Origin of the sequence: Cryobacterium serini (genome assembly GCF_004404025.1) — a bacterium.
Lineage (GTDB): Bacteria > Actinomycetota > Actinomycetes > Actinomycetales > Microbacteriaceae > Cryobacterium > Cryobacterium serini.
Genome location: NZ_SOHN01000013.1, coordinates 1 through 26718 on the forward strand (window position 1 = coordinate 1; position 26718 = coordinate 26718).

At 65.6% G+C, this 26718-nt stretch carries 26 protein-coding genes, 1 tRNA gene and 1 other RNA gene; 18 read left to right on the plus strand and 10 right to left on the minus strand.

The window, feature by feature from the left end; all coding sequences use genetic code 11:
* Positions 1 to 454, minus strand: a 454-nt coding sequence (locus E3T51_RS10855; protein WP_134529855.1) for a DUF222 domain-containing protein, incomplete at its 3' end; no start/stop codon positions are given.
* A gap of 115 nt (positions 455 to 569) precedes the next feature.
* Here E3T51_RS10855 and E3T51_RS10860 point away from each other — a divergent pair.
* Together E3T51_RS10860 and E3T51_RS10865 are read left to right on the plus strand one after the other, a co-directional pair.
* Positions 570 to 1007: a hypothetical protein gene (locus E3T51_RS10860; RefSeq protein ID WP_134529856.1), complete on the plus strand. Its 438-nt coding sequence runs from the start codon at positions 570 to 572 to the stop codon at positions 1005 to 1007.
* Between the two features lie 217 nt (positions 1008 to 1224).
* The gene (locus E3T51_RS10865) at positions 1225 to 2424 is read left to right on the plus strand and encodes a TerC family protein (protein ID WP_134529857.1); all 1200 of its coding nucleotides are present in this window, start codon (positions 1225 to 1227) and stop codon (positions 2422 to 2424) included.
* Positions 2425 to 2544: 120 nt separating this feature from the next.
* Here E3T51_RS10865 and E3T51_RS10870 read toward each other — a convergent pair.
* Positions 2545 to 2620: transfer RNA gene (locus E3T51_RS10870), tRNA-Lys, on the minus strand.
* A gap of 125 nt (positions 2621 to 2745) precedes the next feature.
* Here E3T51_RS10870 and E3T51_RS10875 point away from each other — a divergent pair.
* Complete coding sequence (locus tag E3T51_RS10875) at positions 2746 to 3576, plus strand: inositol monophosphatase family protein (RefSeq protein WP_134529858.1); 831 nt, start codon at positions 2746 to 2748, stop codon at positions 3574 to 3576.
* Between the two features lie 3 nt (positions 3577 to 3579).
* Here the strand turns inward: E3T51_RS10875 and E3T51_RS10880 are convergent, their stop codons facing one another.
* Positions 3580 to 4323, minus strand: a complete 744-nt coding sequence (locus E3T51_RS10880) for a trimeric intracellular cation channel family protein (RefSeq protein WP_134529859.1) — start codon at positions 4321 to 4323, stop codon at positions 3580 to 3582.
* Between the two features lie 53 nt (positions 4324 to 4376).
* Between E3T51_RS10880 and E3T51_RS10885 the strand changes: the two genes are divergently transcribed.
* The 3 genes from E3T51_RS10885 to E3T51_RS10895 all read left to right on the plus strand — a co-directional run bounded on the left by E3T51_RS10885 (position 4377) and on the right by E3T51_RS10895 (position 7678).
* Positions 4377 to 4826, plus strand: a complete 450-nt coding sequence (locus tag E3T51_RS10885) for an RrF2 family transcriptional regulator (RefSeq protein WP_134529860.1) — start codon at positions 4377 to 4379, stop codon at positions 4824 to 4826.
* 110 nt (positions 4827 to 4936) lie between these two features.
* Entirely contained in the window at positions 4937 to 6100 is a 1164-nt protein-coding gene (locus E3T51_RS10890) for a globin domain-containing protein (RefSeq protein WP_134529861.1), read from the plus strand.
* 60 nt (positions 6101 to 6160) lie between these two features.
* The gene (locus E3T51_RS10895) at positions 6161 to 7678 is read left to right on the plus strand and encodes a CYTH and CHAD domain-containing protein (RefSeq protein WP_134529862.1); all 1518 of its coding nucleotides are present in this window, start codon (positions 6161 to 6163) and stop codon (positions 7676 to 7678) included.
* Positions 7679 to 7682: 4 nt separating this feature from the next.
* On the opposite strand, the gene E3T51_RS10900 is transcribed toward E3T51_RS10895, so the two are convergent.
* Positions 7683 to 8663: a LysR family transcriptional regulator gene (locus E3T51_RS10900; RefSeq protein ID WP_134529863.1), complete on the minus strand. Its 981-nt coding sequence runs from the start codon at positions 8661 to 8663 to the stop codon at positions 7683 to 7685.
* 131 nt (positions 8664 to 8794) lie between these two features.
* Here E3T51_RS10900 and E3T51_RS10905 point away from each other — a divergent pair, with 131 nt between their 5' ends.
* The 9 genes from E3T51_RS10905 (at position 8795) to E3T51_RS10945 (ending at position 18668) form a co-directional block, all read left to right on the plus strand.
* Positions 8795 to 9682, plus strand: a complete 888-nt coding sequence (locus tag E3T51_RS10905) for an FAD binding domain-containing protein (protein ID WP_134529864.1) — start codon at positions 8795 to 8797, stop codon at positions 9680 to 9682.
* 13 nt (positions 9683 to 9695) lie between these two features.
* Positions 9696 to 10193: a (2Fe-2S)-binding protein gene (locus tag E3T51_RS10910; protein WP_134529865.1), complete on the plus strand. Its 498-nt coding sequence runs from the start codon at positions 9696 to 9698 to the stop codon at positions 10191 to 10193.
* Positions 10190 to 12583 carry an aerobic carbon-monoxide dehydrogenase large subunit gene (locus tag E3T51_RS10915; RefSeq protein WP_104192885.1) on the plus strand — a complete coding sequence of 798 codons (2394 nt, stop codon included), beginning with the start codon at positions 10190 to 10192 and terminating at the stop codon, positions 12581 to 12583. Before E3T51_RS10910 ends, E3T51_RS10915 begins: the two co-directional genes overlap by 4 nt.
* 7 nt (positions 12584 to 12590) lie before the next feature.
* A complete protein-coding gene (locus E3T51_RS10920) occupies positions 12591 to 13535 on the plus strand; it encodes an XdhC family protein (RefSeq protein ID WP_241989277.1) in 945 nt (314 codons plus the stop codon).
* A 30-nt stretch (positions 13536 to 13565) separates the two neighbouring features.
* On the plus strand, positions 13566 to 14468 hold the full coding sequence (locus E3T51_RS10925) for an AAA family ATPase (RefSeq protein WP_134529867.1): 903 nt from the start codon (positions 13566 to 13568) through the stop codon (positions 14466 to 14468).
* A complete protein-coding gene (locus E3T51_RS10930; protein WP_134529868.1) occupies positions 14461 to 15717 on the plus strand; it encodes a vWA domain-containing protein in 1257 nt (418 codons plus the stop codon). The genes E3T51_RS10925 and E3T51_RS10930 overlap by 8 nt, the downstream gene beginning before the upstream one ends.
* On the plus strand, positions 15717 to 16550 hold the full coding sequence (locus E3T51_RS10935; protein WP_134529869.1) for an SRPBCC family protein: 834 nt from the start codon (positions 15717 to 15719) through the stop codon (positions 16548 to 16550). The genes E3T51_RS10930 and E3T51_RS10935 overlap by 1 nt, the downstream gene beginning before the upstream one ends.
* Before the next feature lie 27 nt (positions 16551 to 16577).
* Positions 16578 to 17756 carry an XdhC family protein gene (locus tag E3T51_RS10940; protein ID WP_134529870.1) on the plus strand — a complete coding sequence of 393 codons (1179 nt, stop codon included), beginning with the start codon at positions 16578 to 16580 and terminating at the stop codon, positions 17754 to 17756.
* A gap of 153 nt (positions 17757 to 17909) precedes the next feature.
* A complete protein-coding gene (locus tag E3T51_RS10945) occupies positions 17910 to 18668 on the plus strand; it encodes a PIG-L deacetylase family protein (protein WP_134529871.1) in 759 nt (252 codons plus the stop codon).
* Between the two features lie 64 nt (positions 18669 to 18732).
* Here the strand turns inward: E3T51_RS10945 and ssrA are convergent.
* The 5 genes from ssrA to prfB form a co-directional block, all read right to left on the minus strand.
* Positions 18733 to 19107, minus strand: a transfer-messenger RNA (tmRNA) gene (ssrA, locus tag E3T51_RS10950).
* 119 nt (positions 19108 to 19226) lie between these two features.
* Positions 19227 to 19703, minus strand: a complete 477-nt coding sequence (smpB, locus tag E3T51_RS10955) for an SsrA-binding protein SmpB (RefSeq protein ID WP_134529872.1) — start codon at positions 19701 to 19703, stop codon at positions 19227 to 19229.
* Between the two features lie 86 nt (positions 19704 to 19789).
* On the minus strand, positions 19790 to 20704 hold the full coding sequence (ftsX, locus tag E3T51_RS10960) for a permease-like cell division protein FtsX (RefSeq protein WP_104192892.1): 915 nt from the start codon (positions 20702 to 20704) through the stop codon (positions 19790 to 19792).
* A complete protein-coding gene (gene ftsE / locus E3T51_RS10965) occupies positions 20701 to 21825 on the minus strand; it encodes a cell division ATP-binding protein FtsE (protein ID WP_134529873.1) in 1125 nt (374 codons plus the stop codon). Before ftsE ends, ftsX begins: the two co-directional genes overlap by 4 nt.
* Positions 21826 to 21901: 76 nt before the next feature.
* The gene (gene prfB / locus E3T51_RS10970; RefSeq protein ID WP_134529874.1) at positions 21902 to 23014 is read right to left on the minus strand and encodes a peptide chain release factor 2; all 1113 of its coding nucleotides are present in this window, start codon (positions 23012 to 23014) and stop codon (positions 21902 to 21904) included.
* Positions 23015 to 23110: 96 nt separating this feature from the next.
* Between prfB and E3T51_RS10975 the strand changes: the two genes are divergently transcribed.
* The 3 genes from E3T51_RS10975 to E3T51_RS10985 all read left to right on the plus strand — a co-directional run bounded on the left by E3T51_RS10975 (position 23111) and on the right by E3T51_RS10985 (position 25756).
* Entirely contained in the window at positions 23111 to 24397 is a 1287-nt protein-coding gene (locus tag E3T51_RS10975) for an MFS transporter (protein ID WP_134529875.1), read from the plus strand.
* Positions 24398 to 24660: 263 nt separating this feature from the next.
* Entirely contained in the window at positions 24661 to 25098 is a 438-nt protein-coding gene (locus E3T51_RS10980) for a nitroreductase family deazaflavin-dependent oxidoreductase (RefSeq protein WP_104192896.1), read from the plus strand.
* Between the two features lies 1 nt (position 25099).
* Entirely contained in the window at positions 25100 to 25756 is a 657-nt protein-coding gene (locus E3T51_RS10985; protein ID WP_134529876.1) for a pentapeptide repeat-containing protein, read from the plus strand.
* Between the two features lie 50 nt (positions 25757 to 25806).
* Here the strand turns inward: E3T51_RS10985 and E3T51_RS10990 are convergent, their stop codons facing one another.
* Positions 25807 to 26691, minus strand: a complete 885-nt coding sequence (locus tag E3T51_RS10990) for an EamA family transporter (RefSeq protein ID WP_134529877.1) — start codon at positions 26689 to 26691, stop codon at positions 25807 to 25809.
* Positions 26692 to 26718: the final 27 nt, after the last annotated feature.

Genomic DNA, 26718 nt, shown 5'->3' on the forward strand with positions numbered 1-26718 from the left:
GGCTGAGCGTGCGGGGCTCGTCGGGGCCCTGCAGGCTAATGGCGGCGTCGGTGACGCGGGTGTAGATGCCGTGCAGGTCGTCACCGGCAGCGCGCAGCCACAGCGTGGCCATGCCGTCTTTGTCCGGAAAGAACATAACCTTGCGGTCGGCCAGGCACTTGGTGCGGCGACCGGTGATGCTATCGGGATGGAACCGTTCCCGCAGCTTGCGGGCCTTGCCGTCGAACTGCGCCGGAGTGAGCCTGCGAGCGTGCGGCAGCAGCACCGCTTCCAGCTCGGCCCGGGCGGGCGGAGGCACGGAGTCGAGCTGGTCGAGCACCCGCCGCGCATGCCGCAGGGAAATGTCCCCGGTGCGCAGCGCATCGAGGGTCTGCGGGCGGGACTCGACCAACACCCGGCTCTCCTGCAGGAGACCGGACGCGGTGCCGGCCGGGATGCGCAGCGCACACGCCACCTCCGCGACCAAGCCCTGCTGGGCGGCGAACGTGGCGTCCCAATCGTGCTCGTGTTGCGGCCCAGCCNCTGGAAGTGTAGTTCCACGCGTCGGCGAGGACCTCGGCTTTGCTCGCTTGCGCCCAGGCAATGACTTTTTCGAAATAAAGCACCCGGTTGACGAACTGCGCCTGCCGCCGCTGGAACGGGTTCAGCTCAGTAAGCGCGGCAGGGTCGCACGCATCAGGGTCGGGCTCGTCGAACAGATGCTCGGGCGACACCGCGGCGAACACCTCAGTCAGATCGAGGTCGGCGGGGATGGGCGGGCCGTCAGCGTTCCAAAAATTTGGGCTAGTGGCGGCTCTCGCGTCGGCTTCTTCTTCGGCCTGCCAGACCGAGTGGCACTCCGCCCGAAAGGCATCACTTCGCGCGCGATCCTCTGCCGACATCAACCAGTCCGCGAACAATTGGCCCGCGAATTGCCCATCAGGCAGCCCTTCCAAGAAGCGGTCAATCACGCCCTGCTGTGGAGTATCGCCGCTTTGGCTCATGGTCTTATTGTACCAAATCGGTGAGTCAGAGTCGAGAAATTCTCAAATGCACTTGTATATTTGTGCGCAATTTTATTCGAAGTCCCGACAGGGACACCTTCGGCCTACAGCCCGACACGACCTCACTAAACTGTCGCCCTGAACGACGAGCTCACGTAGTCTCAGTACCACCGCTGGAGCAGAGAACGTGTTCGCTCCGGACGTCAGAATGCGGCCCGTTTATTGACTGAAAGCAGCAAAAATGGATGTTTCGCCCCTCACTTGGATCTTGACCGTCGCGGCCATCGTCGCTCTCCTCGCTTTCGACTATGTCTTCCATGTCCGCAAGGCGCATGCTCCGACTTTGAAAGAAGCCGCAATCTGGTCATCGCTCTATGTGGGAATGGCCATACTCTTCGGGTTTGGCGTTCTCCTCCTGGGCGGCGCTACCCCTGGTGCGGAGTATTTCGCTGGCTACATCACCGAAAAGGCGCTGTCGGTCGACAATCTCTTTGTCTTCCTCATCATCATGACGAGTTTTCGGGTCCCGCGCGAAGACCAACAGAAGGTATTGCTGTTCGGCATCACGTTTTCACTAATTGCCCGTACCGGATTCATCTTCCTGGGCGCAGCGCTGATCAATTCGTTTGCCTGGGTGTTCTACTTCTTCGGCCTCATCCTTCTGCTCACTGCTGGCAACATGCTCAAGCCGGAGAGTTCAGAGTCCAGATCGTCTGAAAACTTCATGGTGCGAATCGCACGCAAAATCTTTCACACCAGTCCGGACTACGACGGAGACAAGCTCTTCACCGTGCATGAGGGCAAACGAGCGCTGACCCCGATGCTCCTCGTCATGGTCGCAATCGCGGGCACAGACCTTTTGTTCGCTCTCGATTCGATCCCTGCCATCTTCGGACTGACTCAGAACGTCTATATCGTGTTCACGGCGACCGCATTCTCGCTCCTCGGGCTCCGACAGCTGTACTTCCTGCTCGACGGGCTGCTGGACCGACTCATCTACCTCTCCTTTGGTCTTGCGTCGATCCTCGCCTTCATCGGCGTGAAGCTCATCCTCCACGCCCTGCACGAGAACAACCTGCCATTCATCAACGGAGGAGAACCGGTACCGGTGTTCGAAATCAGTACGGGTCTCTCATTGACAGTCATTATCGGTGTGCTCGTGGTCACGGTGCTCGCGTCGCTGCTCAGCCCGGCCGGCCGGGCGCAGACCATTATCGCCAACGCCCGACGCCACGCGATCAACTATTTGGACCTCGGCTACACCGCGGACCGCACCGAACGCATCCGCGTCTACTCGGCCCTGACCCGGGAGGAAGAATCTCTCCGCGCACTCCGGCCGAAATATCAGGAGTTGGCCAAAGACAAGGCTGGACTGATGGAACTTCTTCATGCGGCACACACCGAACATGACGCATCGGTGCAGCGCGCAGCGCGCGAATAGTCAAATAGTCGAATAGTCGAATACGGCAAATACCCAAGCATTCTGGAGGGTTTTGACAACACGTTGCTGCGAGGGTTGCTATGTCCGGCAATCCGACTATGTGCGATACCGCTGTTTCAGTGGTGCACCCCCCCGGACTTGAACCGGGAACCCACTGATTAAGAGTCAGTTGCTCTGCCAATTGAGCTAGAGGTGCGTGTGAGGCAGCGGAACGACCCGCGGCAACGTGTAACCCTAACACCCAAATAGGGCTCGATGCCAATCGAGGCGAAAACGGGGCGGTGACCGGCATCCGCTCGCGAAATTACTATCCTTGGGAGGGTGACCGAACCGCGAATCTACGCCCTGTCCGACGACCTCCAGCTCGGCCTGGCCCTCGCCGAAGCCGCCGACGCCATCTCTAGCGCCCGCTTCACCGCGCTCGATTTGATCGTGACGACCAAACCCGACCGCACACCGGTAACGGATGCCGACCAGGCGGTTGAGCGTGCCCTCCGCGCCCTGCTCGCCGATCACCGCCCCGACGACGGCATCCTCGGCGAAGAGTTCGGTACCGCCGGGTCCACCGCGCGTCAGTGGATCATCGACCCCATCGACGGCACGGCCGGGTTTCTCCGTGGCATCCCGATCTGGGCCACCCTCATCGCCCTCGCCGTCGACGGCGTTCCGGTGCTCGGTGTGGTCAGCGCCCCCGCGCTCGGCAAGCGCTGGTGGGCGGCCGCGGGTAGCGGCGCCTGGTCAATCGACACAACGCAGGCGGATGCCGCGCCCACCCGCCTGCGCGTCTCCGGCATCGAGACCCTCGCCGAGGCATCCATCAGCTATGGCAGCCTGCAGCAGTGGGATCAAGCCGGGCACCTCGATGAGCTCGTCACGTTGTCCCGCCAGGTCTGGCGTACCCGCGCCTACGGCGACATGTGGTCATACATGCTGCTCGCCGAGGGCCACCTCGACGTGGCCGGCGAATTCGACCTGCAGCCCTACGACATGGCCGCTCTCGCGCCGATCGTGCAGGAGGCCGGCGGCACGTTCACCTCGGTCGATGGCCAGCCCGGCCCGTGGCATGGCAGCGCCCTGGCCACCAACGGCCTGCTGCACGCGGCGACGCTCGCCGTACTGAACCCGGCGCAGGCTTTGGCACAGAAACCGTAACGGTCAGAGCGACGCACCCGGATCGTCAGGGAAGATGCCGTTGTGTGCGCGGCGCGCATCGAGTCGGCGCTGGCGCCAGGCCCGGGGGTTCAGGAGCAGAATCGGCTTCGGAATACGCAGCGCGTAGCCGGTCGGCAGAACCCAGCCGTAACGTTTGGCCAGCAGGGAGAGCGCAGCGCCGCTCAGAATGGCCACGCCGGTGCCGACCGCTACGAACCCGAGCTTGCTTAGAATCACCATCTCGACGCTTGCCAGCAGGGCACTCGTGGCATAGAGCGTATTGCCGCCGAAGATCGTCGGCACCTTGAGCAGCATGATATCGCGCACCATACCGCCGCCGACCGCGGTGATCATGCCGAGCAGGATGGCCGGAAGCCAGCCGAGACCGGCATCAAGCGCTTTCTGCACACCCACCGCCGCCCAGCACCCCACGGCGAGCGCGTCAAGCAGCAACAGCACTCGTCGGGTCCAGCGACCGTTGAAAGTCACGAAGAAGGCGATGACCCCGCCGAGGACGGCAAAGATGAGATAGGCCGGGTCGAGCAGTGCCGCCGGGCTGCCCTGCTGCAGCAGGGTATCCCGGATCATGCCGCCGCCGAGCCCGCTCATGATAGCGAGCACGACGAAACCGACGATGTCGAGTCGGGCTGTGCGCGCGGCGACCCCGCCGAGAATGGCATTGGAGAGCACGCCGGCCAGGTCTACGAAACGGATTACCTCAAACAGTGTCTCCGACTCAGTGTTCACCTGCCCCATTCTCTCATCTCGGCGACGGTGGCGGTCGCATCTACAGTTAGAGCATGAGGATCAACGCTTTTTCGGACGTCTGCCTGCGGGTCGTCATGCTGCTCTCTGCGGCGCCGGAAAAAGTGACGTTCACCTCGCGGGTCGTCGCCGCCGAGGTCTGCACCCCCTATAACCATGTGAGCAAGGCGCTGTTGCGCCTGCGCGAGCTTGGCCTGGTCGAGGCCATTCGAGGGCGGAGCGGCGGCGTGCGCATCAGCCCGCTCGGCCGCGAAGTCACCGTCGGGGCGCTCCTTCGTCAGCTCGACACACGCACCGACCTCGCCGCCTGCGACTCGCCCGCCGGGCCCTGCCCTTTATTGAGCGGATGCGGCCTGCGCGGCGCCCTCCGCCGGGCCCGGGATGCCTTCTACCGCGAGCTGGACGACCTCGTCATCGCCAGCCTTCCGCACGGAAAACCGGCCGGGCCGGTCCTGGTCGATCTCGGATTGATGCGGCAGGACTAAAGTCCCTACTTTCTACGACTTGTAGAAAGCATCCGTTTAATTGGTATTTCAAATGCTACTTTTGTAGGAGACGCCCACAAACGGGAGTCGGTCATATAGAAGGAGTATTAATGCTTTCGGCCCAGTCCCTGCCCCTCATCGAAGCCACCCTGCCGTTGGTCGGCGAGCGGATGCCACAGATCGCGAGAAACTTCTACAAGCGCATGCTCACCGCCCACCCCGAACTGTTCGATGGGCTGTTCAGCCGGTCCAACCAGAAGAACGGCACGCAGCAGCAGGCCCTCGCCGGCAGCATCGCCGTCTTCGCGACCCATCTGGTGGCGAACCCTGACACCACGCCGGAGGCCATGCTCTCCCGCATCGCCCACAAGCACATCTCCCTCGACATTCAGCCCGAGCAGTACGACATCGTCTACAAGTATTTGTTCGAGGGCATCGCCGATGAACTCAGCGACGTCATCACCGCCGAGATCGCCGCCGCCTGGACCGAGGTCTACTGGCTGATGGCCCACGCACTGATCAAGATGGAGAAGGGCCTCTACGCCGGACTCGCCAGCGACAAGCCGCTCGCTCCCTGGATCGTCGTGAAAAAGGAAGCGGCCGGTACCGACGCCGTTACGTTCACCCTCGAACCAGCCGACGACACCCCCGTGACGCCCGCCCTGCCGGGCCAGTACATTAGCGTCACCGCCACCATGCCCGACGGTATCCGCCAGGTGCGTCAGTACTCCCTCTCAGCCGGCACGGCCACAACGAGGGTCTTCACCACCAAGCTCGACGCCGACGGCGAGGTCTCCCCCGTGCTGCACCGCGACGTGCAGGTCGGCGACACGCTCATCCTCTCCGTGCCGTGCGGCGATATCACCCTTGATGCGGGCAGCGGCCCGCTGATCCTGGCCTCGGCCGGAATCGGCTGCACGCCCAGCGCCTCCATCCTGCGTTCCCTGGTGGACACGGGCTCGAAGCGCGAGGTGCTTGTGCTCCACGCCGAAAGCAACCTCGAACGCTGGGCGCTGCGCGAGCAGATGAACGAGGACATCGCCCTGCTGGAGGCGGCCGAACTCGAGCTCTGGCTGGAGATCCCGAGCGAGGGCCACCACGAGGGCTTCATGTCACTGGAGAACGTGACGATCCCGGAGGATGCCTCGGTGTACCTCTGCGGTCCGCTCCCGTTCATGCGCAGCCTGCGCGCCCAGGCGCTGCAGTCCGGCGTGCCGGCCGACCGCATCCACTATGAGATCTTCGGCCCTGACCTGTGGCTCGCCAACGCCTGACCAGCCTCTGGCACGCAGCACGATTCGGCCTGGCCGGGCACGCCCGCGCTAGGCTGAATCGTGGACGCTAACGGTGGTATCGAGATAGAACGCAAGTTTGACGTCGACGAGCTGGCCCCGTTGCCACGGTTGCAAGACCTGCCCGGCGTGCAGGCAATCGCGGAACCGGTGGCCTTGGATCTCGCGGCCGTTTATTTCGACACCCACCATCTCGCCCTCAGCGCTGCGCGCATCACCCTGCGCCGGCGCACCGGCGGCGACGACGCTGGATGGCACCTTAAACTGCCCGGTGCCGCTAACCGTCGCTGTGAGATCCACGCGCCCCTCGGCACGAACGTGCCGGGCGAAGCCAATGTCGTACCCGAGTCGCTGGCGCAACTCGTTCGGGTCTATGTGCGAGACGCACCGCTCATTCCCATTGCCCGCCTTCATACCTCCCGTGTCGTATACGCTCTGATCGGTGCGGGCGGCGAAACCCTCGCCGTGCTGTGCGATGATCGGGTGCGCGCTGACCGCCTCATTGATGAACCGGCCTCCAAAGCGTGGCGCGAATGGGAGATCGAGCTCGTCGAAGGACCGGAGGACCTGCTCGACGCCGGGCAGTCAGTGCTCGAAAGCTGCGGCATCCTCTTGTCACGGCACGCCTCGAAACTCTCCCGCGCGCTCGGCGACCGGTCTCCGACCGCACCCGCTTCGAAGCAGCCTCGCCCCACCCCGGGCGGCCCGGCCGGTGATGTTCTACTGGCCAGTCTGAGCGAGCAGATCGATGTTCTACACCGTCACGACCCGCAGGTTCGCCAGCACGCCGACGGCGCCGTACACATCATGCGCGTTGCCACCCGCCGACTGCGGTCAATACTGGCCACCTATCATTGCCTCCTTGACCCGACCGTGGTGCAGCATCTCCGCACCGAACTCGGCTGGCTCGCCGCCGTGCTCGGCGGATCCCGCGACGAACAGGTGCTGCAACGCCGCCTTGCCGGCCTGCTCGACCGCGAGCCCCCGGTTTTGCTCCTCGGCCCGATTCGGGAGCGCCTCGAGGCTCGCTCCGAAGCGGATGTCGACACCGCCGGGCGCTCGCTCGTCACCGCCCTTGACTCCCACCGCTACTTTCGGTTGCTCGACGCACTCGATTCTCTCGCCACCACGCCGCCTTTCACCGCCGCGGCCGGCCAGGACGCCCGCGTGGTCGTGCCCGATCTGATCGTGAAGGAGTGGAAGAAGCTCCGCCGCGCTGTGCGCCGGGCCGCCACGACCGTACCGGGGCCAGCGCGTGACCTCGCCCTGCACGCCGCTCGCAAGCGCGCCAAGCGGCTGCGCTATGCAGCTGAGACGGCGCAGCCGCTCAACCCGAAGCGTGCCGCGCGGGTGAGCGGATTCGCCCAGAAACTGCAGACCATGCTCGGTGACCATCACGACAGCGTCATCGCCCGCGAGCGCCTGCTGCGCCTCGGTGGGGTCGACGCCTACCTTCGCGGCGAGAACACCTTCAGTTACGGCCGCCTGCACGCCTTGGAACAGCAGAAGGCAGCGGATGCCGAGACTCTTTTCTGGAAGACCTGGTCGCGCCGCCCCTGACGATTCAGCTCCAGAGCGCCACGTGCACCTTTGAGCCGCGCCGCGCAACCCCGCGCGAGCCGCCGGGGGCGAGCATAGCGGCGGTGGCCTCAGCGGTGGTGACGAACCGTTGCAGTGTGCGCGCGGCGGCCGGTGCCCGCCCGCGATCCAGGGTGCTCGCGCACCACAACCCAGCAATGGGGGTGTTCGGCACCGGCACAACAATGAGCGACCCTGCCAGCACCTCGGCCCGCACGATGTGCATGAACGCGAGCATGATCCCCTCGCCGGCGCGCACCGCGGCGAGGGCATCCGTTTCGCTGCTGAGCGGCACGATCTCGGGTACACCGAGCGAGGAGGCGAGAAACGCTGCCGCCAGCCAACCGCTCTCGGCCGTGAACTCTTCGACCCCGGCCGGACCGGTGAACCACGGCTCCCCCAGCAGGGCTGCGAGCGGCAACGACTGCTGCCGCCGGCCAAATGGATGCTCCGGCGCAGCCACCAGCACCCGCTGGTAGCGCAGAAATGGCACCACCTCCAACTGTGATCCCCGCGGAGGCCGGGCGCCGAGAGCCACGTCGTAGGCGTGGTCCTGCAGCAGCGACCCCACGTCATCGGCGGACTCAACGACCACGTCGATGCCACCCGCCTGGCCCGGCACCCGGCGCGTGAAGGCATCGAGCAGTCGACCGGCAGCATGCTCGGCGAACCCCGCCGTGGCCACCACGCGCAGGTTCGCCGCGGACTCCTGTGCGTGCGATACCTCCCAGCGCACCTGGTCGGCCAGGCCCACAATCTCCTGCGCGTGATCGGCGAGCGCCCGCCCGCCCGGAGTCAGCGCGATGCCGGCTCCAGCGCGTACGAAGAGAGCGTCGCCGAGGTCGACGCGCAGAGCGGCGAGCGACGAAGACACCGCCGGCTCGCTGATATGCAGTGCTGCTGCTGCCGCGCGCAGGGACCCGAGTCGGGCCACCAGGGCAAAGGCCCGCAGCTGATTCAGCGTCATTGCCACAGCTCATAACCTTTCCCTTAGGTTGATATTGACAGCTTCGGGGGCCGGAGAGCAAGCTGTGGCACACAACAGCGCCGCGCAACGATGCGCGGTGTCATGGAACCTTCTTTCGTAAGGAGAAGCCCGTGCAGATTCCGGCTCCGTTCGATTATGTTCGCGCCAGTTCGGTCGATAACGCCCTCGCCCTGCTCGACCGACACGGAGCTGAATCCCGGGTGGTTGCCGGCGGACACAGCCTGCTTCCCATGATGAAGCTGCGCCTCGCCCGGCCCGACTGGCTAATCGACATCAACGACCTTTACGAGTTGGACTACCTGCTCGTCGACGGCCCGGTATTGCGTATCGGCGCCATGACCCGGCACACGACCCTGCTCGAATCCGACGACGTCAAGCGCCTCTTTCCCATTATTACCGACGCCGAGCGGGTCATCGCCGACCCGATCGTACGCAACCGTGGCACTATCGGTGGCTCGCTCTGCCAGGCCGACCCGGCAGAGGACCTCTCGACCGTGTGCCACGTCCTCGAAGCGGTGGCCGTCGTGCGCGGGCCAGCCGGCGAGCGGATGCTGTCCATGGCCGACTTTCACCGCGGCCCGTATGAGACCGCCGTCGCCCAGAATGAACTGCTCATCGAGGTGCGCATGCCGATTCGCGCCGGCTCTGGCAGCGCCTACGAGAAGGTCGAGCGCCGCGTCGGCGACTGGGCTGTCGCCGCGGCCGGTGCCAGCGTGACGCTCGGGTCCGACGGCACGATCAGCCATGTCGCTGTCGGCCTCACCGCGGTCGGACTCGACCGCACCGTAACCGAGGTCGAAGCCGCCCTCGTCGGCCAGGCTCCCGCCGAAGCACTCTTCGTCGAAGCCGGGCGCCTGGCTGCACTTGCCTGCGACCCCCTCGCCGACCAGCGCGGCCCGATCGACTACAAACGGCACCTTGCCGACGAACTCACCCGTCGGGTACTGCGGGCGGCCTGCCGACGCGCCGCGGCATCCGTCTCAGAGATCACGATTTAGGAGTTGAGCCCTCATGCAGATCAACCTGACCATCAATGGCACCGACGTCACCCGCGAGATTGAACCGCGCGTGCTGCTCGTGCACTTCATCCGTGACGACCTGCGGCTCACCGGAACCCACTGGGGTTGCGATACCAGCAACTGCGGCACCTGCGTCGTGCTGATGGACGGCCAGCCGGTGAAATCGTGCACCGTGCTCGCCGCCATGGCCGACGGCCACGCCATCACGACCGTCGAGGGACTGGCCAACGGCGCCACCCTCGACCCCGTGCAGCAGGGCTTCATGGAGGAGCACGGCCTGCAGTGCGGCTTCTGCACCCCCGGCATGATGCTCACCGCCCGCGCCCTGCTCGACCACAACCCGCACCCGGAACCGCTGGAGATTCGCGAGGCCATCTCAGGCCAGATCTGCCGCTGCACCGGCTACGCCACCATCGTGCGGTCCATCCAGTGGGCCGCCGAACATCCGATGAGTGCCGCTGACACCGCGGAAGAGGAAGTGCGCGCATGACCATTTTGGAGGACCGCCCGACGAACCCGGCGGCCGGCGGCCACGATCGACCGATCGGCCACGGCCGCATGCAGCGCAAGGAAGACCCACGCTTCGTTCGCGGCAAGGGCCACTACGTCGACGACATCGTGCTGCCCGGCATGCTGCACGGTGCCATCCTGCGCGCTCCCGTCGCCCATGCCCGACTGGTGTCGATCGACACCACCGAAGCACTCGCGCACCCCAAGGTGCTCGCCGTCATCACCGGCGCTGACCTCCAGGCCCTCGGCCTCGCCTGGGCGCCCACCCTCTCGATGGACGTGCAGGCCGTGCTGGTCACCGACAAGGTGCGCTTCCAGGGCCAGGAGGTTGCGTTCGTCGTCGCTGAAGACCGCTACGCCGCCCGTGACGCCCTCGAACTGATTCAGGTCGAGTACGACGTTTTACCGCCCGTCGTCGACGCCCGCAAGGCCATGGACCCGGGCGCTCCCGTCATTCGCGACGACCTTGCGGGCCGCACCGACAACCATATCTTCGACTGGGAAGCCGGCGACAAGGCTGAAACGGATGCCGTCTTCGCGAGCGCCGACGTCGTTGTGTCTCAGGAAATCGTCTACCCGCGCGTGCACCCGGCACCAATGGAAACATGCGGCGCCGTGGCCGACTTCGACCCCATCGACGGCCGCCTCACCCTGTACGAAACGACGCAGGCGCCCCACGCCCATCGCACCCTGTTCGCGATGGTCTCCGGAATTCCCGAGCATAAGATTCGGGTGGTCTCCCCCGATATCGGCGGCGGTTTCGGTAACAAGGTCGGCATTTACCCGGGCTATATCCTCGCCGTGGTCGGCTCCATCGTCACCGGCAAACCGGTGAAATGGGTCGAGGACCGTTCCGAGAACCTCATGAGCACCTCGTTCGCCCGCGACTACATCATGCAGGGCGAGATCGCGGCGACCAAGGACGGCAAGATCCTGGCCCTCCGCACCAACGTGCTCGCCGACCACGGCGCGTTCAACGCCACCGCCCAGCCGACCAAGTATCCGGCCGGGTTCTTTCATATCTTCACCGGTAGTTACGACCTGGCCGCCGCGCACTGCACCGTCACCGGCGTGTACACCAACAAGGCCCCGGGCGGCGTGGCCTATGCCTGCTCGTTCCGGGTCACCGAGGCGGTCTACCTGGTCGAGCGGATGGTCGACATCCTGGCCCGCAAGCTCGACATGGATCCAGCCGAGTTGCGCCTGAAAAACTTCATCAAACCCGAGCAATTTCCCTACGCCAACAAGACCGGCTGGGAATACGACTCCGGGGACTACGAGCCCACGATGAGGCTGTCGATGAAGATGGCCGGCTACGACGAACTGCGCCGCGAGCAGAAAGAGAAACGGGCACGCGGCGAATTGATGGGCATCGGCATCTCCTTCTTCACCGAGACGGTCGGTGCAGGGCCGCGCAAAGACATGGACATTCTCGGCCTCGGCATGGCGGACGGCGCCGAACTGCGCATCCACCCCACCGGTAAGGCGGTCGTGCGCATCTCGGTGCAGAGCCAGGGTCAGGGTCACGAGACGACGTTTGCCCAGATCGTGGCGGAAGAGATCGGCATCCCGCCGGAAGACATCGATGTCGTGCACGGCGACACCGACCAGACCCCGTTCGGCCTCGGCACCTATGGCAGCCGGTCCACTCCGGTCAGCGGCGCCGCCGTGGCCCTCGTGGCCCGCAAGGTGCGGGAGAAGGCCCGGTTCATCGCCGCTGCCATGCTCGAGACCCGGCCCGAAGACCTCGAGTGGGAGAAGGGCCGCTGGTTCGTCAAGGGCGACCCGAGTGTCGGTAAGACCATTGCCGAGATCGCGATGGGCGCCCATGGCACGGTCGCACTGCCAGAGGGCATTGAGGGCAACCTCGACGCCGAGGTCACCTACGATCCGCCTAATCTCACTTTTCCCTTCGGCGCCTACATCTGCGTCGTCGACGTCGACCCGGGCACCGGTCACGTCAAGGTACGCCGCTTCATCGCCGTCGATGACTGCGGCACCCGCATCAACCCGATGATCATCGAGGGTCAGATTCACGGCGGTCTCACCGATGGAGTCGGTATGGCACTGATGGAATTCATCGAATTCGACGCCGAGGGAAACTGCCTCGGCGGCTCGTTCATGGACTACCTCATCCCCACGGCCATGGAAGTGCCCGACTGGGAGACCGGCTTCACCGTGACCCCGTCGCCGCACCACCCGATCGGCGCGAAAGGCATCGGCGAATCGGCCACGGTTGGTTCTCCCCCCGCCGTCGTCAACGCCGTCGTCGACGCTCTTGCCCCGTTTGGCGTCGTGCACATGGACATGCCCTGCACGCCCGCCCGCGTGTGGGAAGCCATGCAGGGCCGCACGAGACCGCCGGTATAGCGTGCCCGTGCTGCAATCCGTGCTGGTGCGCGAGCTCGAGGCACGCCGCGAACCGTTCGTGCATGCGACCGTCGTGCGCGCGGTGCGCCCAACGAGTGCGCACGCCGGCGATACGGCTCTCGTGCGAGCCACCGGCGAGATCAGCGGTTTCGTCGGGGGAACGTGCGTGGAGGCATCCGTTCGCCTGTACAGCCTGCAGGTACTCGAAAGTCGCCAGCCGCTGCTGCTCAAAGTCGTGGCCGGTGTACCGTCGAGCACCGTGCAGGACGGCGCGGTCGAGGTTTCCAATCCCTGTGTCAGCGGCGGGGCAATCGAGATCTTCCTCGAACCGCGTATTCCGCTGCCGCGCCTGATTTTGGTCGGGTCGACACCCGACGCCGAGGCGCTCGCCGCCCTGGCTCCGCTCGTGGGCTTCGACCTCGTGCAGGCGGATGGCGCCTCCGCCGTCCCCGAGGCTGGCGACGCCGCCCTGATCGTTGCGTCGCACGGACGGGACGAGGAACCGGCCTTGCTCGCCGCTCTCGCAGCCGGGGTTCCCTATGTCGCGCTCGTGGCCAGTCCCCGGCGCGGTGCAGCGGTACTGGCGTCGCTCGACGTGTCCCCCGAGCAGCGCGCACGGGTGTTCAGTCCTGCGGGCCTCGACCTCGGGGCGCACACACCCGGGGAGATCGCGGTGTCGATCTTCGCGCAGCTGGTGCAGGAGCGGGCCGGGCACGGGCATCCGTTTGCTGCGGGTGTCGATGCGGCCGCCGAGGCGTCGGCCGCGGCGAGCACCGCCGAGTCGAACGCGGAGATCGCCGGCGCGGCCATCGACCCAGTCTGCGGCATGACGGTGGCAGCGCTGCCCTCGTCGCTGCAGGTGGAGTTGGACGGCGAATCCGTGTATTTCTGTGCGCGGGGTTGCCGCACAGCGTTTCTGGCAAATCCGGAGCGGTATGCGACAGCGCGCTAGGGCGTCGCTTGCCTCGGCATGGGGCGAGCGATGACTACGGAGGGCGTAGCAAAGTTGTTGCCCTCAGTTGCCGCGTTGCAACGCGACCTGGATGCCGAGGATTATCTGGCCGACGATGGGCTCGCCACGGCCGTGTTTTTGGCCGTGCGCATGCAACAGCCGCTGCTGCTTGAGGGCGAGCCGGGGGTCGGCAAGACCGAGATCGCCAAGGCGCTCGCCCGACTGCTGCACACCGAACTGTTTCGCCTGCAGTGCTACGAGGGAATCTCCGCTGGTGAAGCGCTCTACGAATGGGATTACCCGCGACAGCTGCTCGGCATCCGTGTGGCTGAGGCACGCGGGGTCGAACTGGCCGAAACCGATTTGTTCAGCCGCGACTACCTGCTGCGTCGCCCTTTATTGCAAGCAATCGAACATGCCGGGCCACGGCCGGCCGTGCTGCTCCTCGACGAGATTGATCGGGCCGACGCCGAGTTCGAAGCGTTCACCTTTGAGCTGCTCGCCGAGGCGGCCGTCACCATTCCGGAGCTGGGAACGATACAGGCGACGCATCCGCCGATCGTGATTCTCACGAGCAATCGCACCCGCGACCTGCACGACGCCCTCACCCGGCGCTGCCTGTATCACTGGATCGACTACCCGGGGCCGGAGCGGATCGCCCAGATCGTGCGACGTCGGGTGCCGAGCAGTTCGCAGGACCTTGCCACCGAGGCTGCGGCCGCGATCACCCGGTTGCGCTCGCTCGACCTGGTGAAGCCGCCCGGTATCGCCGAAGCCATCGACTGGGTCAGCGCCCTCGGAGTGCTCGGTATCGAGCAGCTGAGCGGCCGCGCGGTAGAGCAAACTTGGGGCTCGGTTCTGAAGAATCGGGACGACCTTGATTTGGCGGCCGCCCGCGGCGGCGCCTGGGTGGCGGAGGCCGCGCGTGGCTGACCGCGATCTTCAGCCACGGATCGAAGCGGCCGCCCTCGCCGCCGGATTCAGCACGGCCCTGTACCGGGCTGGGCTGCCGGTGTCGCCCGACCGCGCGGCCCGGCTGGCCGAAGCACTGCGGCTGGTCCCGCCGACCGACCGGGCAGCCCTCTACTGGGCCTGCCGCATCGTATTCGTCTCCCGGCAACAGCACCTCGCCCGCTTCGACGCGGTGTTCAGCGCCGTGTTCGACGGCCGACTCGACCCGGCCGAGAGTCGCGGTGATCCGAACGCTCCGCCGGCAATCGGGGCGGAGACACGCACGAAAGCCGCCCCCTCGACCAACCGGCCGGCCGGCGCGCCGGAACCGCAGCCCGATCGCCCGACTGCCCCGCTGCCCGGCGCCGACTCGGCCGATGAAGAGACCGACCGCCCGGAGCGTGACGCGATCCTCGCCCTGGCGTCCCGCGACGAACACCTGCACGAGACGGCGTTCGCCGACCTCGACCCCGAGGAACTCGCCCGGTTGCGCCAGCTCGTGGCCCGCATCGTGCTGGCGACGCCAACGCGGCTGAGCCGCCGCACGCATCCGTCGCCGCACAGTCGCGACCGGCTCGATCCAGCCCGCACCGTGCGGGCCGCGCACCGCACCGGCGGAGATCCGATCACCCTCCACTACGCCCGGCGCCGCCCGAGGCCGCGCCGACTCGTGCTGCTCTGCGACGTCTCCGGTTCGATGGAGCCCTACACCCGGGTTTTTCTGTCGCTGTTACAGGGCGCGGCCTCCGGCGCGCGGGCCGAAGCGTTCGTGTTCTCGACCCACCTCACCCGGTTGACCCGCCAGCTCACCCTGCGCGACCCCGACCAGGCACTCGCGCAGGCGGCAGCCACCGCGACCGACTGGGCCGGCGGCACCCGACTGGCCGCCAGCATCCGTCGATTCATCGATGACTTTGGGCGGCGCGGCCTGGCTCGCGGCTCCGTGATCGTGGTGTTTTCCGATGGCTGGGCGCAGGACGACCCCGCCGACGTCGACGCCCAGATGGCGCGCCTTCGCCGACTGGCGCACCGCATCGTCTGGGTGAATCCGCGCAAGGCCGCAGCGTCCTACCGGCCACTCGTCGGCGGTATGGCCGCCGCCCTGCCCTACTGCGACGCCTTCGTCAGCGGGCACAGCTACGCTGCCCTCGCCGAGGTGGCGGCGGCGATTCGCGGCGACGTGTCGGCAGCCAATCGACCATCCGTAACCATCCAGCAGAGGACACCCTGATGCAACTCGACAGTACTTTCACCGTCATCGCTCCCGTCGATACGGTGTGGAACACCCTGATGGACTTCGAACGCGTCGCCGGCTGCGTGCCCGGTGCGCAGATTCTGAACAAACTTTCCGACGACAACTACCAGGTCGGAATGAAGGTCAAACTCGGCCCGGTGACCATGCAATACCGTGGCCAGATGAACGTCGACGAGCGCGACGCCGCAGGACACCGGGCCGTGTTTTCCGGCAAAGCGCAGGAAACCCGCGGCCAGGGCACCGCCCAGGCCACAGTCACACTCGTACTGGTCGAAACCGACGGCGTCACCCAGGGCACGGTCAGCGCCGACATGTCGCTCTCGGGCAAGGCGGCAGCCATGGGCAAAGGCGTCATCAGCAGCGTCACCGAGCAGATGATGGGGCTGTTCGCTGGCAACCTTCAAGACCTCATCGAAGGCGACGACGACGCTGCCGCTGCGACGCCCGTCGGCGACCATGTCGAAGACCCGACCACCCTCGCCCAGGCAGCTCCGCGGGCGGTTACCGACGTGACCGACATTCCGCCGGGGTACGCCCCCGCCGCCGACCGTCTTCCCGACATTCAAGCGGATGCCCCGGAGCGGCCCGGCCTGCCGCCGCGCCCGGTGCCTCCCCGCGTCGCACCCGCCAGCGAGCACCGGGTCACGCCGCGTCGGTCAGCGGCTGCCGCAGCGCCGAGCCTCGACGCTGTGAGCCTGGTCAAGGGCGTCATTACCGACCAACTGGCCGACCCGGTGAAACTTTTGGGCCTGCTGGCCACGGTAGCGTTCATCGCATACCGAATTGGTCGCCGCGCGTCCGGCCACTAGCGCCACGCTAAGAGAAGGAACACCGATATGCGCGAAGTTTTGGACACCCTCTTCACTGGCTGGGAGAGCGGTGCCACCGCCGGCTTGGCCACGGTCGTGCGCACCTTCCAGTCCGCGCCACGCCCGGCGGGTGCTTCGATGCTGGTCAGCGCCGACGGCACCGTAGCCGGATCGGTCTCGGGCGGCTGCGTCGAAGGCGCTGTCTATGAACTGGCCACTCAGGTAGCCCAGGACGGTGTGCCTCTGCTCGTGCGTTACGGCATCAGCGACGATGACGCCTTTGCCGTCGGGCTCACCTGCGGCGGCATCCTCGACGTCTTCGTTGAACCCGTCTCGCGGGCCACTTTCGCGCTGCTTGAGAGCGTGCACGACGACGTGGACGCCGGCCGACCGGTCGGCGTCGCCACGGTGATCGAGCACCCGGATGCTGCCTGGCTCGGCCGCCACCTCGTGGTGCGGCCGAACGGTTTCGAAGGCGATCTCGGCTCGGAGCATGCCAACCACGCCATCGGCGACGACACCCAGGGCTTGCTCGCCGCCGGACGCAACACCATCCTCACCTATGGCCCTGACGGGGAGCGGCGAGGCGAGGGAATGCGGGTGTTCTTCGCGAGCTACGCGCCGAGGCCGCGTCTGCTGGTGTTCGGCGCGATCGACTTCGCCACCGCCCTGGCCCGACTCGGCACCTTTCTCGGGTACCGGGTCACGGTCTGTGACGCGCGCGGCGTCTTCGCGACCGCGGCCCGGTTTCCGGGTGTCGACGAGGTCGTGGTGAGCCGGCCCGACCGCTACCTGCGCGAGCAGATCGCTGGCGGGTTTATCGACCCCCGCACGGTGATCTGCGTGCTCACCCACGACCCCAAATTCGATGTTCCCCTGCTGGAAGCTGCCCTGCACGGCCCTCCGGTCGCGTATATCGGCGCGATGGGGTCCCGCCGCACCCACCTCGACCGGCTGGCGCGCCTGCGGGCGGTGGGGGTGACCGACGCCGAGCTAAACCGCCTGCGCAGCCCGATCGGCCTCGACCTCGGCTCACGCACGCCGGAGGAGACGGCGGTCTCGATCGCCGCCGAAATCATTTCGCTGCAGTGGGGCGGAAGCGGCGAGCCGCTGCACACCCTCGTCGATGCCATCCACCACGACGACCTCGTCGACCGCAGCATGCCGCCCGCCGCGTTTCTCGAGACGACACCTGCGGCCCCTTGAGTCGGGCCAGTGGGAGCGCTCGGCGCTGCACGCACGGCCGTCCCGCCACCGCGATCGGGTGAGACCGGGCCGCCCGCGATAGGCTCGACGAATGGCTCCCGCATCCGCTGTCCCCGCGCAGTTGGCACCTATCGCTGGCCGCTCCCGAGCACGATGAGCATTCTGGATTCCGTCACGTCGGTGCTGTTCGTGCACGCGCACCCCGACGACGAGACCATCGGAACCGGCGGGCTGATCGCTGAGCTCGCGAGCCGCGGCATCCGCATCACTCTCGTCACAGCCACCCGCGGTGAGCGTGGAGAAGTCGTCGCCGGGCCGCTCTCGGCGCTCGCCGAAACCGCTGCCTTGGCCCAGGAGCGCGAGCACGAACTCCAGCGCGCTGCCCGCATACTCGGCATCAACGAGGGATTCTGGCTCGGCGAGGCCCCTGCCCGAGCTTCCGGGCTGCCCGAACGCCGTTACCGCGACTCGGGTATGGAATGGATTCGCCCCGGTGTGGCCGGTCCGGCACCCGACTCCCAAGCGGATGCGTTCGCCCGCGCGCCGCTCGACGAGGTCACGGCCGACCTCGTCGCCGTTCTCCAGCACGTGCATCCGAGCCTTGTCATCAGCTACGACCGCACCGGCGGTTACGGGCATCCGGACCACGTGCGCGTGCACGACGCCGCCCTCTCCGCCAGCCGCAGCCTTGCGATCCCCTACGCCGAGATCATCCACAGCCCCGAAGCGGATGCGGAATGGTTCGAACTCGACTCACAGCTGGGCCCAGTCGTCGCCGCCCTGCGCTGTCACGCGAGCCAGCTCACCGTCGACGGGGATTTCATCGTGCACTCCGGCGGCCAGCGCGACCCCATCCGCTCATCGATCGGCCTGCGCCTGCTCTATGCACCCAGCCCGAAATCGCGCACTTAAACAACTCAGGCCGCCCAGTGGACGGCCGAAGAAGCGGTGACTCAACAACGTGTGACAGAACCTACTGTGGAGATGCGGGGAATTGAACCCCGGTCCACTGCTGTGGTCATATGCCTTCTACGGGTGTATCCAGTGAAGTCGCTTTCTCGGCCCCGGAATTTGCCACTGGCATCTACTCCGACAGGCCCAGCCTTCGTTTAAGTCCCTCTACGCCCCGTGGCTCAATGTAGAAGCAAGCTCTCTAAATGGCGTCAGGATCCGGGTAGAGAGCATTCCCGGTCTGGCGGACTTCTTTAGTGCTTTCGCTTAGGCAGCGAGAGCGAAGTCAGTGCGGTTTGATTTGGCACTTATTGTTTTGCAGAGATCGTTTACGAGATAACCCTGCATCCTCGACCCGCTTCTCACAATTGCGCAAACAATGTCGAAACCGATCATCCCCATACACATCGCGCCCGGCGTCTTAATCAAGACCGGAGCTGGCGATGGATTCATGTCACACGCTGTTGAATTACCAAACTGCACTTTGGGTGCAGCCCTCTACCCTACTACAGAAGCGGGCTAGTCGCCGAGGTGGCGCTGCGCCGATATCGCGCGGTCCGATTCGCGCTTGTCGGTGCGTTCCCGCAGCGTCTGGCGCTTGTCGTACTCCTTCTTGCCCTTGGCCACGGCAATTTCCACCTTGGCCCGACCGTCCGCAAAATAGATGCGCAGCGGAATGAGCGTATAGCCGCCCTCTTTGGTCTTGTGGCTGATCTTGACGATCTCCTTCTTGTGCAGAAGGAGTTTGCGCTTGCGGCGCGGCGGGTGGTTGGTCCACGAGCCGCCGGAATATTCCGGAATGTGCACCGCGTCCAGCCACGCTTCGCCGCCCTCGATGAAGGCATAGCCGTCGACCAGAGTCGCCCGGCCGGCGCGGAGCGATTTGACCTCGGTGCCGCTCAAGACCATCCCGGCCTCGTAGGTGTCACTGATGAGGTAGTCGTGTCGGGCCTTGCGGTTGGTCGCTACGACTTTTTCGCCACGTTCCCTGGGCATGTGCTCACCTCGATTCTTCTTCTTCAAGCGGATGCCGTCGGCCGTTCGGCAGACAGCCCACTAGTCTAGCGGCATCCGCTTGCAGGCTAGACCTTGAGGTAGCGAGTGATCGCGAAGTTCGCGGAGAACGCGGCGAGCACCGCACCGACCACGAGCAAAATAGGCACCACCACGAGAGCATCGTCCATGCCAACCAGGGCGAAACCGGTCAGCCTCGCACCGAGGTAGCCCTGCACAAAGAAATACACGAGCGCCACAATCGCGCCGCCGGCCAGCAGCGAGCCGAGGAGCGCTGCGAACACACCCTCCAGAATGAACGGCGTCTGGATAAACCGGTTGCTCGCGCCCACCAATCGCATGATGCCCAGTTCCCGACGCCTCGAGAATGCCGACAAACGGATGGTCGTGGCGATCAGAAGCGCCGCCGCGATCAGCATCAACCCGGCGATACCGATGGCCGTGTAGCTTGCCACATTGAGCACGGAGAAGATCTGGTCGAGATATTTACGCTGGTCAGCGACATTCTCAACGCCGGCGACCCCCGACAGGCTCTCCACCAGCACGGCGGACTGGGACGGGTCTTTCAGGTTCACCCAGAACGTCTGGTTCAGCTGGTCAGCCGTGACATAGTCGGCGACCGGGTTGCCCTCGAACTGCTTCTTGAAGTTCTCGAAGGCCTGCTCGTGCGTCTCGAAATAGTAGTTGTCGATGAAGGACGCTAGCGTCGGTGAGGTCAGCTGGGCTTCGACCGCGGCGATCTGCTCTGGTGACGCGTCGCCGCCGGTGCAGGTTTCGCCCGGCGAGATATCGGAGCACATATAGATGCCGACCTGGGCCTTGTCGTACCAGAAGTTCTTCATCTGGCCGATCTGCATCTGCATGAGAATGGCCGCGCCGACAAAGGTGAGCGAGATGAAGGTCACGAGCACGACGGAGACGACCATGGACGCATTGCGCCGAAGACCATTTGCGGCCTCGGACAGCACCAAACCGAACCTCATCGGGTTGGCCCCACGTTCTGTTCGCCCGTTTGATCGGGTTTCTCCCCCGGCGCCCGCAGCCCGAGTTTCTCGGCGAGAGTGAGCTGCTCCGGGTCATCGTTTTGGGCGACCGGCAGCACCGGGCGTGTCATCGGGGGCACCGGTGTAGTGAGGACTTCGTCGACAACTGGGGCGTTGACAACTGGGGCGCTGACAACTGGGGCGCTGACAACGGGGGCGCTGGCGGGAGGCGCAGCGATCGGTTCCGGCGCCACGGCCGCCGCCGCGGCAACAGCCGCCGCTGCAGCCTGGTGCAACGACACGGAAGTTTCGGGAACCGGCGCAGAGGGGTGCGTCAGCGATGGTTCAGGCGCAGCGGCAGGCCGGGCGTAGGCGACGGGCGCCGGCTCGCTGGCCGGGACTTGGGCTGTCGATGCCGGCAGGATGGTGGGAATGGACGCCGTGGCGTAGCCGCCCTGACGCTCGTCACGCACGATCTCACCGTGCACGAGCTCGATCACCCGGCGCTGCATCTGGTCGACGATGCCGGCCTCATGGGTGGCCATGATGACGGTGGTGCCACTGGCGTTGATGCTCGCGAGCAGCGACATGATCTCGGCGCTCGTGGTGGGGTCGAGGTTTCCGGTGGGCTCATCGGCCAGCAGAATCTGCGGCTTGTTCACGATGGCGCGGGCGATGGCCACGCGCTGCTGCTCACCTCCGGAGAGTTCGTGGGGCAGCCGCTGCGCCTTCTCTGCCAGGCCGACCATCTTGAGGGTGTCGGGCACAGCTTCCTGAATGAAGCCGCGGCTTTTGCCGATGACCTGCAGGCTGAAGGCGACGTTGTCGAACACGGTCTTGTTGGGCAGCAGGCGAAAGTCTTGGAAGACGACACCCATGTTGCGGCGAAAGTAGGGCACCTTGCGGTTCGAGATCGATCGCAGGTCCTGGCCCAACACGTGAATGCTGCCGCTGGTCGGCTTTTCCTCCTTGAGCACGAGCCGCAGACAGCTCGATTTGCCCGATCCGGAGGCGCCGACCAGAAAGACGAATTCGCCTCGCAAAATCTCGACGTCGATCGAGTTCAGTGCCGGCCGAGAGGTGCCGGGATACTTCTTGGATATGTGATCAAAACGGATCATAGCTCTTAGAGCCTAAGCATCCGCGGGCGTTTTCCCTATAGCGACATACCCGCGGGGCCCAAGCCCCAGCAAGCCTTTAGTCTTCGGGTGCCTTCTTGCGCCAGCGGATGCCGGCCGAGATGAATCCGTCGAGGTCGCCGTCGAACACGTTGCTGGGATTGTTCACCTCATACTCGGTGCGCAGGTCCTTGACCATTTGGTAGGGCGCGAGCACGTAGCTGCGCATCTGGTCACCCCAGCTCGCCGTGATGTTGCCGGCGAGTTCTTTCTTGGTGGCTGCTTCCTTCTCGCGCTCCAGCACCAACAGTCGCGACTGCAACACGCGCATGGCGGCCGCGCGGTTTTGAATCTGGCTTTTCTCGTTCTGGCAGCTCACCACGGTGCCGGTGGGAAGGTGAGTGATGCGCACGGCCGAGTCGGTGGTGTTGACAGACTGGCCGCCGGGGCCGCTGGAACGGAACACGTCGACTCGAATGTCGCCGTCGGGAACCTCGATCGACTCGGTCTGTTCGATCAGGGGCACCACCTCGACCGCAGCGAACGAGGTCTGGCGTTTGCCGGCCGAGTTGAACGGGCTCATGCGCACCAGGCGGTGTGTGCCGGCCTCGACGCTGAGCGTGCCAAAGGCGTAGGCGGCGTCGACCTCGAAGGTGGCGCTCTTGATACCGGCCTCTTCGGCGTAGCTGATGTCGAGCACCGTGGTGCGGTAGTCGTGCTGTTCCGCATAACGCAGGTACATGCGCAGCAGCATCTCGGCGAAGTCGGCCGCGTCCACTCCCCCGGCACCGGCACGAATGGTGATCACGGCATTACGCTCGTCGAATTCACCGTTGAGCAGGGTCTGCACCTCGAGCTCGCCGAGCAGTTTCTGCAGGCCGGCGAGTTCGACGGTGGCCTCGTCGGCCAGTTCCTGGTCACCCTGGCCATCGTTGGCCATCTCCACGAGAGTCTCAAGATCGTCGAGCCGCGTCGAGATGCTCTCGATGCGCGCCAGCTGCGCCTGCCGGTGGCTGAGGTCGCTGGTCACCTTCTGCGCGTGCTCGGTGTCGTCCCATAAGTCGGGCATTCCGGCCTCGCCGCTGAGGTCGTCAATGTCCGCGCGCAGTCGATCAATGTCGATCACCGAACGGATGTCGCCGAACGTGGTCCGCAGCGCGGCGATCTGTACTGAGAAATCCAAGTCAATCATGTTCTGTTCAGCCTACCGGGCGAAGTCTGCGGTGGGGCGGGCACGGCAAGCACGCGGAAAAGCGTGGAACGAGTGCACCGGGGTAGCATCGAAGCGATGAGCAACGACGAGCGCCCCTTTAGCCTGCGCTCGGTCGCCCTGGTGGCGTTTCTGCCGACGCTGCTCTTTTCGATCGGTGAGGGCGCCATTATCCCCCTGATTCCCGTGGTTGCGAGCGACCTCGGAGCGTCCCTCGCCATCGCGGGCGTCATCGCGGCAATGGTCATGCTCGGCGAACTCGTCGGTGATATTCCCAGCGGCTGGATTGTCTCGCGCATCGGGGAGCGCAATGCGATGATCGGGGCATCCGCTTTGACTATCGGTGCCGTGATCGTGTGCATTCTCGCACCCAACCCGCTCGTACTCGGCCTCGGTATTTTTCTGGTGGGCCTCGCCACGGCAATCTTCGCTCTCGCCCGGCACGCCTTCATGACCAATTACGTGCCACTGGTCTACCGGGCCCGCGCGCTGTCCACCCTCGGCGGTGTGTTTCGGGCCGGCTGGTTTGTGGGCCCATTTCTCTCGGCGGGACTGATCCACCTGACCGGCGGCACCCAGGTCGTGTTTTGGGTGTTCATCGTCTGTTGCGTCGGTGCCTCAGTGCTGCTGCTGTTGTTGCCAGACCCATCGAAAACATTTGCCGTTCCCTCCGCTGGTGAAACCGTCTTCGACGCCACCGACACGACCACGGGGGCAATCAGCAGCACCGGAACCGCGCGGCCGGCCGTGCCCGTTCAGGGGCTGTTCCAAACCATTTGGAGTCACCGCGGAGTTCTGCTGCGGCTCGGCACCGGCGCTGGCCTGATCGGTGCGATGCGGGCCACCCGCACAGTCATGCTCCCGCTCTGGGCAGTCAGCATCGGCATCAGCGCCCCCGACACAGCGCTCATCATCGGCATCGCCGGCGGCATCGACTTCGCCCTGTTTTATGCCAGCGGCCAGATCATGGACAGATTCGGTCGCATCTGGAGCGCCCTGCCGTCAATGATCGGACTCGGCGCCGGTCATCTGGCGCTCGCGTTTACGCACGACCTGCCGAGCAACGTGGAATGGTTCATCGGCGTGGCCATGTTTCTGTCGCTGGCCAATGGGATCGGCAGCGGCCTGCTCATGACCCTCGGTGCCGATCTGGCTCCCCGCCCGAATCCCGCACCGTTCCTCGGCGCCTGGCGGTTCACGGCCGACTTTGGCAGCGCCGCCGCCCCGCTGGCCGTTGCGGGCATCACTGCCCTGGCCTCCCTCTCGGTCGCGAGCGGACTCATGGGGGTTATCGGCCTGTGCGGTGCTGTTCTGCTGCGCCGTTACCTTCCCCGGTACGCCCCGCACCACCCCCGCCAGCTCTAACCACCCACCCAGCCGCCCAGCCGCCCAGCCCGCACACCCACCCACCCAGCCAGCCCACCCAGCCCGCACACCACCCACCCACCCAGCCAGCGGCGCATATCTCCTGCAATTTGCGAGCCGGCCAGAGTTTTTCCTTGAAATTGCGGGCATCCGCACATCGGGGCCCACGATATGCAGGAGTTATGCTCCGGGTGTGGTGACGTACGACTCGCCGGTGCCGGCCGGGTGGAATGTTCCCAGCGGCTCAGGCGTTGCCTCCGAGTATGCCCCTCATCGGAGAATACGAACCAAGCACCGCCCAATGGGTGCGCGACCAGGTCGACCAGATCGAGAAGTCCGGCGGCACGGAGGGAACGACCCTGCGCGGCATGCCCGTGATCGTGCTGACCACCGTCGGTGTGAAAAGCGGCAAGCTCCGCAAGGCACCGCTGATGCGCGTCGAACACAACGGCCAGTACGCCGTCGTCGCTTCGCTCGGCGGCAGCCCCAAGAACCCGGTCTGGTATGCCAATGTTGTAGCTCATCCCGAGGTTGAACTGCAAGACGCCACAAAGAAGTGGGACATGCGCGCCCGCGAAGTCACCGGCGACGAAAAGGCTGCCTGGTGGAAGCGTGCCGTGGCAGCATTCCCCGACTACGCTGACTACCAGGTCAAGACCGAGCGCGAGATTCCCGTCTTCGTTCTCGAACCCATCGAATAGGGTGGCGAAAGCAAGCACCCGGAAGGCGTCGATCGACCGCATCATCCTGCCCGACCTCGTTGACGACGATGGCGTGCTGTTGCGCTCCGGCGACACACGCGAAGCCAAGCGGTACACCGGCATCGACCTGGATGGCCGCGACCTCACCGGGATCACCTTCGAGGAGTGCGAATTTAGCAAGGTGTCCCTGCACGAGACCACACTGCGCGGGGCATCCTTTTCGGAGTGCCTCGCGACCGACCTCCACGCGCCGGTGTTCAGCGCGCCGCGCTCCAGCTGGCGTGACGTACGCATCGAGCACGCCCGGCTCGGCTCGGTCGAGGCCTACGAGGCGACGATGCGTTCCGTGCACATCGACGGCTCGAAGCTCGATTTCGTGAATCTGCGCAACGCCACCCTGACCGACGTGCTCCTCAGTAACTGCATCATCGAAGAACTCGACCTTGGCAGCGCCACCGTGCAGCGACTGGAGCTGCAGAACTGCCGCATCGGCACACTGGAGATCGGCAGCGCCAAGCTCAAAGACGTCGACCTGCGCTCGAGTGATTTCTTGGCCGTGCACGGCCTCGAGGGACTGCGCGGCGCGACGATCGACGACGCCCAGCTGAGCCTGTTGGCACCGTTGTTGGCCGCGCACCTCGGCCTGCGCGTCGAGTAGCGCCGTTTCATGAGTGGATACCACGCCCCTGCCCCACAGATCCATCAGCTCTAAGGAATGGCGGTCGCGGTCAGTTCGAGGTCGTAGATTGGCCGGTCGCGCTGGGTCGCGATCGCTGCGCCCGCCGCCACGCAGACGACGACGATAGCGATCTGCTGCAGCAGTGTGAAGGTCTCGCCCAGCACGAGCGCGCCGAAACCGGCCGCGATCACCGGGCCGAAGCTGGTGATGATCGCGTACAGGCGCGGGCTGATCCGACGCAAAATGTAGGTGTCGAGCGTGTACGGAAAGGCCGAGGAGACCACGCCCACGAGCAGGAGCAGTCCAACGACGCCCCAGGTGAAGGCCGACAGATCGAGCGTGAACAGGGCGATCGGTACCACGATCACCAGGCTCACCATGCTCGCGACTGAGATGCCTTCAAGTCCGGCGAATTCGGTCGCCACCCGGCGGGTCAGCAGAATGTAGCAAAACCACGAGGCTGCTGCCGTGAGCGCCAGCACAATTCCGAGCACGTCGAGAGTGCCGTCCGACCAGGTCAGCAGAAAGACTCCTCCGGCAGCGGCCGCAGCGCACACGAAATCCAGGATGCGGCGGCTTGTGATCAAAGCCAGGGCGAAGGGCCCGAGAAATTCAATCGTCGCCGCGATGCCGAGTCCGAGGATGCTGACGGCCTGATAGAAGGTGAGGTTCATGACGGCAAGCACGACGCCAAGGGCCAGCGCCGGCCAGATTCGGACCCAGGTCAGGTTTTTCAATTTGGGCCGGGCGAGCGGCAGCACGACAACGACCATGACGATCTGGCGGACCGCGACCACGATGGGCGAACCGACGACGGGAATGAGTAGTCCGGCCAGTGATGAGCCAAAATTGATGCTGACCTCGGTGGCGAGCTGAGCTCCGGCACCGCTCAGTTTGTCCCGCCTGGTACGCACACTGCTCCTGTCGGCGCCGTCAGGGCA